The sequence below is a fragment of the Tamlana crocina genome (genome assembly GCF_012037625.1).
Window position 1 is genome coordinate 67,554 of the sequence record NZ_JAAVJS010000017.1, and the last position, 6,349, is coordinate 73,902.

8 protein-coding genes and 1 pseudogene are annotated in these 6,349 nt (G+C 38.2%); 8 read left to right on the forward strand and 1 reads right to left on the reverse strand.

All coding sequences use genetic code 11. The features are described 5' to 3' along the window. Window positions 1–276 precede the first annotated feature (276 nt). On the reverse strand, window positions 277–630 hold the full coding sequence (locus tag HC176_RS12300) for a 4Fe-4S dicluster domain-containing protein (protein ID WP_167918717.1): 354 nt from the start codon (window positions 628–630) through the stop codon (window positions 277–279). 69 nt (window positions 631–699) lie between these two features. On the opposite strand from HC176_RS12300, the gene HC176_RS12305 reads away from it, so the two are divergent. From HC176_RS12305 to HC176_RS12340, 8 genes and pseudogenes are all read left to right on the forward strand, one after another. Beyond that, complete coding sequence (locus HC176_RS12305) at window positions 700–1,761, forward strand: acyl-CoA reductase (protein WP_167918719.1); 1,062 nt, start codon at window positions 700–702, stop codon at window positions 1,759–1,761. Between the two features lie 73 nt (window positions 1,762–1,834). Continuing rightward, on the forward strand, window positions 1,835–2,899 hold the full coding sequence (gene serC / locus HC176_RS12310; protein ID WP_167918721.1) for a 3-phosphoserine/phosphohydroxythreonine transaminase: 1,065 nt from the start codon (window positions 1,835–1,837) through the stop codon (window positions 2,897–2,899). A 104-nt stretch (window positions 2,900–3,003) separates the two neighbouring features. Beyond that, a complete protein-coding gene (locus tag HC176_RS12315) occupies window positions 3,004–3,954 on the forward strand; it encodes a D-2-hydroxyacid dehydrogenase (RefSeq protein WP_167918723.1) in 951 nt (316 codons plus the stop codon). Window positions 3,955–4,083: 129 nt separating this feature from the next. Further along, the gene (locus HC176_RS12320) at window positions 4,084–4,725 is read left to right on the forward strand and encodes a DUF937 domain-containing protein (protein WP_167918725.1); all 642 of its coding nucleotides are present in this window, start codon (window positions 4,084–4,086) and stop codon (window positions 4,723–4,725) included. Window positions 4,726–4,945: 220 nt separating this feature from the next. Continuing rightward, window positions 4,946–5,383, forward strand: coding sequence for a DUF6146 family protein (locus HC176_RS12325; RefSeq protein WP_167918727.1), 438 nt, complete (start codon window positions 4,946–4,948; stop codon window positions 5,381–5,383). A 37-nt stretch (window positions 5,384–5,420) separates the two neighbouring features. Further along, entirely contained in the window at window positions 5,421–5,723 is a 303-nt protein-coding gene (locus tag HC176_RS12330; protein WP_167918729.1) for a DUF6787 family protein, read from the forward strand. Next, entirely contained in the window at window positions 5,724–6,056 is a 333-nt protein-coding gene (locus HC176_RS12335) for a hypothetical protein (RefSeq protein ID WP_167918731.1), read from the forward strand. Window positions 6,057–6,103: 47 nt separating this feature from the next. Then, window positions 6,104–6,349: pseudogene (locus tag HC176_RS12340) on the forward strand (transposase); the annotation flags it as partial.

Sequence of the window (6,349 nt, forward strand, 5' to 3'; positions counted from 1 at the left end):
TAAAGTTTTAATAGCGATAAAAACAACCCTAGCCAAAGTTGCTATTAAATTTAATCATAAAAAACTAAAAATCAAACAATTAAACCAATTACATTTCCGTTTTTAGTAAGCTCAATTCGTAAAAAATCTGCAAATCGATGAATAATAGAACGCTCAAAACCTAATTTTAGAAGATACAGATTTTAATTTTAGGGCGGAGCTCACTATAGGCGAAAAAAAATCCCGAGCCAAAAAGACTCAGGATTTAATTTTGTATCACTAATTGTAAATTTTCGATTATCCGTCTGGGTGCATAAACTTTTGCTTGGCCAAAAGCTCTTCTTCGGTTTCCTCGTTATCTTCATCAGGCACACAACAATCCACTGGGCATACTGCCGCACATTGTGGCTCGTCATGGAAACCTTTACACTCTGTACATTTATCAGGCACGATATAGTAAATCTCGTCGCTAATGGGCTCTTGGGCCTCATCAGCATCCACTTCGGTTCCGTTGGTCAATACCACGGTGCCTTCCAAGCTGGTCCCATCTTTATAGCGCCAATCGTCCGCGCCTTCATATATTGCTGTGTTTGGGCACTCCGGTTCGCAAGCGCCACAATTTATACATTCGTCTGTTATAATAATTGCCATAGCGTTTTTTTCTTTCTAACTTTGCAGTCGCAAAAATAAAGCCAAAACCATTCATAACCAAATTTAAGGATGCAATTACAGAAAAGAATTACCGCATTTGCAAAATTAGGAGATTTTTTAAGGCAATTTTCTACCGAAATCTTCAAAAAAAATGATGATGTGGAACACAACGACATTTTTTTCGACGGCTTTAAGCACCAACTAAAACTGGCCGAAGAACACAACGGATGGTTTACTCCAGAAAATATGCGCTTTGCCATTAACGGATGGGCTGAATCCTTAACCGAAAAAAACTTAACCAAATGGCTAACCCCTTATGATTTTGGTAAAGTTGAACCCAAAACCGTAGCCATCATCATGGCGGGGAACATCCCTTTGGTGGGCTTTCATGATTTTTTGTCGGTTTTAATTAGTGGCCACAACGTCTTAGTTAAACAATCTTCAAACGACAAACATTTGCTACCCTTTTTGGCGAAGTATTTGGAATATGTGGAACCACAGTTTAAAGGAAAAATAAGTTTTACGGAAGATAAAGTTGAAAATTTTGATGCCGTTATTGCCACCGGAAGCAATAACACCGCCCGTTACTTTGAATATTATTTTAAGGACAAACCGTCTATTATTCGTAACAACCGAAACTCTGTTGCCGTACTAACAGGTGATGAAAGTACGGAAGACTTAAAAAACCTATCGGAAGACATATTTAGATATTACGGATTGGGCTGCCGCAATGTTTCGAAACTATTTGTGCCCAAAGGCTATGATTTCAACACCTTTTTCGAATCTATTTACCATTGGCATCCCATAATAGAAAAAGCCAAATACGCCAATAATTACGACTACAACAAGGCCGTGTATTTAATGAGCGAATTCGATATGCTTGAAAACGGATTCTTTATGATAAAAGAAGACCAAAGCTACGCCTCGCCCATTGCTACTTTGTTTTACGAATATTACAAGAATACCGAGCAATTGAAAGAAAAATTAAACCAAGACCAAGCATTAATTCAATGTATTGTTTCTAATGGTTTTACAGAAAAAGAAGTGCCGTTTGGGCACACCCAAAAACCCAAACTTTGGGATTATGCAGATAGTGTTGATTCTGTTGAATTTTTAATATCGATTTCCTAAAAAAAATATGGATTTAATACTATATAATCCCTAATTAATTAGCAACTTTGCATCTCAATTTTTTATAACAAACATGAAAAAACATAACTTTAGCGCAGGACCAAGTATTTTACCACAGGAAGTATTGCTTAAAGCATCTGAAGCGGTAGTTGATTATAACAATTCTGGTTTATCTTTAATTGAAATATCTCACAGAAGTAAAGATTTTGTGGATATTATGGAAAACGCCAGAGCTTTGGTTTTAGAGCTGCTAGGCTTAGAAGGTAAAGGCTACAAGGCTTTGTTTTTACAAGGTGGTGCCAGCACACAATTTTTAATGGTTGCCCTTAACCTTTTAGAAAAAAGAGCCGGTTATTTAAATTCTGGATCTTGGGCAGCAAAAGCCATTAAGGAAGCTAAAATTTTTGATGATGTTTACGAAGTAGGTTCTTCAAAAGATGCCAACTACAACTACATCCCTAAAGGTTACGAAATTCCTGAAGATTACGATTATTTCCACTGTACCTCAAACAACACTATTTTTGGTACGCAAATGAAGAGTTTCCCAAAAACCAACATACCAATGGTTTGCGATATGAGTAGCGATATTTTCTCTCGTACTCTAGACTTTTCACAATTCGGATTAATTTACGCCGGAGCTCAAAAAAACATGGGCCCTGCTGGAACAACTTTAGTTGTTGTTAAAGAAGATATTTTAGGAAAAGTATCCCGTAAAATCCCATCGATGATGGATTACCAAGTGCATATCGATAAAGGCAGTATGTTCAATACGCCTCCTGTATTCCCTATCTATACTTCAATGTTAACGTTAGAGTGGCTGAAGGGCAAAGGCGGTATTGCTGCCATTGAAAAAGAGAACGAAAAGAAAGCCTCTATTATGTATTCTGAAATTGATTTGAACCCACTATTTGAAGGGTTTGCAGTTAAGGAAGATCGTTCGTTAATGAACGCGACCTTCAACCTGACCAACGACAATTTAAAAGACACTTTTGAAACCATGCTTAAAGAAGCTGGAATTAGCGGTGTTAACGGTCACAGAAGTGTTGGTGGTTACCGCGCCTCTATGTACAACGCCATGCCTATCGAGAGCGTAAAAGTTTTGGTTGAGGTGATGAGCGAATTGGAAAGCAAAGCATAAATTAAAAGTCGTCTTTTTCATTTCCATGAAGATGGAAATCCTTAAAAGCGCATTATGAACAATAAAGATTTCCTCCTTCGAGGAAATAAAAAAATAGAATTTAAATGAAAGTATTAGCAAACGACGGTATTTCTCAAAGCGGCATTAAAGCCCTTGAAAAAGGTGGATACGAAGTGATCACAACAACCGTAGCTCAAGAACAGTTAGCCAATTACATCAACGAGAACGACATTGCTGTTCTTTTGGTTCGTAGTGCCACCACGGTTCGCAAAGATTTAATAGACAGCTGCCCAAGCCTAAAAATCATTGGTCGCGGTGGTGTTGGTATGGACAATATCGATGTAGAATACGCTCGCGAAAAAGGCTTGCACGTTATCAATACACCTGCAGCTTCTTCGCACTCTGTAGCCGAATTGGTTTTCGGTCATTTTTACGGATTGGCGCGTTTTCTTCACAATGCCAACCGAGAAATGCCACTTGAAGGAGACAGCAACTTTAAAGGTTTAAAGAAGGCTTATGCCAAAGGTACCGAGCTTAAAGGAAAAACTTTAGGTGTTTTAGGTTTTGGCCGTATCGGTCAAGCTACCGCAAAAGTAGCTTTGGGAGCTGGAATGAAAGTAGTGGCTTTCGATCCGTTTTTGGAAAAAGCCAATTTGGAATTGGAATTTTTCGACGGACAAAAAGTAAACTTCGAAATTGAAACCATTTCAAAAGAAGACGTTTTAAAACAAGCCGATTTCTTAACATTACACGTACCTGCACAAAAAGATTACGTTATTGATGAAGCCGAGTTCAACATGATGAAAGACGGCGTTATCATTGCCAACGCAGCACGTGGTGGTGTAGTAAACGAAGTAGCTTTGGTTAAAGCGATTGAAAGCGGAAAAGTAGCCAGAGCTGCTCTAGATGTTTTTGAAAAAGAGCCAAAACCAGAAATGCAATTGTTAATGAACCCTGCACTATCGTTAACACCTCACACTGGTGCAGCCACTAACGAAGCTCAAGATAGAATTGGTGAAGAATTGGCTTCGCAAATTATCAGTATTCTTGGGTAATTTCTAAAAAACCTAGACTTGGTTTACATTTCAATGTGACCAAAACATTATAAACGAGTCCTAACTATAACGGTTAGGACTTTTTTTGTACCTTACCTTTTAATTTTAATCTTACAAAAAATAAATATCATGTCCGGAATTTTAGATCTTTTAAACAGTGATTTAGGAAAAACAATTATTAGCGGCGTATCGGGTTCAACGGGAACTGATGAAACCAGAACGAGCAGCGTGCTTACAATGGCATTACCCGTACTTATGAAAGCTATGGAACGAAATGCCTCAACACCGCAAGGTGCAGAAGGGTTAATGGGAGCCTTAATGAACAGTAAACACGACGGAAGTATTATTAATAATATTGGTGGCCTATTTAGTGGTGGTGTTGATGATGCCGTAAAAAATGATGGCGACAAAATTTTAAGTCATGTTTTAGGAACAAAAAAACAAGGCATAGAAAAAATAATCGGTGAAAAGTCCGGTGTTAGTGCCGGCGATGTGGGAAACATCCTAAAAGTGGCCGCTCCTATTTTAATGGGCGTTTTGGGAAAACAGGCCAGACAAAACAATGTGAGTACACCAAATGATTTGGGAGGTTTGCTTGGAGGTTTGCTCGGAGGAAACTCAGCCAAAGAAGAGCAAAGCTTTTTGGAAAAAATACTCGATGCCGACGGCGATGGCAGCGTTGTTGACGATGTAGCCGGAATGGTTTTAGGAAATGCAAAAAACAAAGGCGGACTTGGCGGTCTATTAGGCGGCTTGTTTGGCGGAAAATAACAATCTTTTTTTAACACTTAAAGATTTGGCGTCGAGAACGGTATCGTTTTCGGCGCTTTTTTGTTAAAACCCCTTAAATCCGGCCACTCAAAAAATAGTTTTTCGTAAATTTAGAATATGCCAAATGGCGTTCCCTAATTAAAAGTAATGGTTTACTCATTGTGGTTTCGTAACTACTTCCCTTTGGCCTTAAATTTGAATAAACCATTAAAATAAAACTATGAAAAAACTATTCTACATATTAATCTTAGCGGCCTTAGCTTTCAATTGCAATACCACAAAACAAACGGCTTCAATAGATGATGAGCGCCTACAAACCTTAAAGAATAACGACACGGTTGTTATTTCCAGCGACAAAACCGAATACGAAATCATTATCATCGAGCCCGGTTTCAATTTTTGGGTGGCTAGCCGAGCTAGGCCTCACGGTTTTTACTCACAACAATATTTGGAAAACCGAAATTATCAATACGTTATCGAATGGAACCAACGTGTGCTTCAACCTCAGCGCTATAATCCTAACTTATACGAGCTTCAAATTGATTATCAGCCCAACATTGACTACGGGTACGAAGTAAACTACTTACTATATAATTATTTTATATACTTCCAAATGACCTACAATCAAAGATTAGGGCCGTGGGTGCCTCGTATTTAATTGTGATTTTAGTACTTTTGCAACTAAAATGCAGACTTTGAAAAAATTAAAAGCGCGCTGGGGCATTGACAACAATTGGCAAATAGCTATTATTTTTTTGGTTTTTTCCATAACGGGATCAACAGCTTCATACATTGGCAAACCCATTTTAAGCTATTTAAATATCACAACTGAAAGTTTTGGAACATTTGGCTATTGGGTTACCCGAATTATTTTACTCTTTACAGTATATCAATTTTTGCTAGTAGGTTTTGGCTGGCTTTTTGGGCAACACCAATTCTTTTGGAATTTTGAAAAAAAGATGCTTCGCCGAATTGGTCTAAAACGTTTTGTAGATTAATTGATTGCATTAAAATCACATATCAGCTTTAAAGTGCTTGCGCTATTTGTAGTGACCACCTTGTTATTGCCGGCCTCTCATAAATTGGCACACCTTTTTGAGCACCACGAGCACAAGGTTTGTAATGGCGATGCCTCTACCCATTTTCATCAAGTAGATTTAGATTGTGATTTTCAAAAATTCCATGTCAACCAAACTTATGCGTTTACGCACCTGCAACTTCAGCTGTATCATCTTCAAGAAACACCTTTAGTACAGGTTTCACCTTATTGCTATTTAAGCAAACATCAACACTTTCCGTTTTCACTGAGAGCTACCCCGCATTTCACTTAATATTGGAATTGCTACATTAGACTGGACAAAAAGTTGAGAGACTTTGTTTGCTAGTGGTTAATTTAGCAATTATGAAAAAACGAGCCAGACACTACACACTAGAGTTTAAACAAAAAGCAGTGTAATTGAGTTATGCCAAAGATAATGTGGGGCAGGTCTGCAAAGACCTAGACATCTACCCCTCCGTTCTTTACCGCTGGCGCAGCGAGCTAAAGGATTACGGAAAGAACAGTTTTCCTGGTCGAGGCAAACCAAAAATGACCGATGAAGAAAAAGAGATAGCCCATTTAAGG